The 728-nt window shown below is 67.2% G+C and carries 1 pseudogene; it reads left to right on the top strand.

Features of this window, described 5'->3' with window-relative positions:
- Positions 1-728: pseudogene (locus tag A6302_RS20635) on the top strand (PAS domain-containing protein); the annotation flags it as partial.

A 728-nucleotide genomic window follows, 5' to 3' on the forward strand; every position in this document is an offset into this window, starting at 1 on the left:
GGACCGGACATCCAGAACCGCGTCATCCCCACCTTCCACTATGCGCTCAAGCCGGGCGCTACCTGTTCCTCGGCACATCGGAAAGCATCAGCCAGCACGGCGACCTGTTCTCGATGGTGGACAAGAAGTTCCGCATCTTCCAGGCCAAGGACCACGCAGCCGCGCCGCACCGGCTCCGGATCGAACTGGGGAGCCTCAAGGCGTCATCGCAGGATGCTGGCGAGCCCGTCCCGACGCGGATCGCGTCCTATTCCCTGCGCCAGGCCGTCGAGGCGCAGGTGATCGAGCGCTTCTCGCCGGCGCATGTGGTCGTGAATGGCGACGGCGACGTCGTCTATTACTCCGGGAAGACCGGCAAGTATCTGGAAGCGCCGCAGGGGATCCCGAGCCGGCAGATCCTGACGATGGCGAAGAAGGGCCTGCGGCTCGACCTCCGGTCGGCGCTGCGGGATGCGGTGTCGACGGGGGCAACGGTCGTGCGCGAACGGGTGGTCGTGGACGACGAGGACGACCGCGTGCAGCCGATCCGCCTGACGATCGAGCCGCTCGACCGGCGCGGCGGCGCCGATCCTCTCTATCTCGTGCTGTTCCACCCCATCAGCCCGGCGCAGACTGCGGCGGACGAGGCCCGGGGCGACAGGACCGTCGACAGCACGGCCGATCTCGAACAGGAACTGCGCAGCACCCGCGAGCGGCTGCAATCCACCATTGAGGAATACGAAACCGCT

Source organism: Methylobrevis pamukkalensis, from assembly GCF_001720135.1.
In the GTDB taxonomy this organism is placed as follows: domain Bacteria; phylum Pseudomonadota; class Alphaproteobacteria; order Rhizobiales; family Pleomorphomonadaceae; genus Methylobrevis; species Methylobrevis pamukkalensis.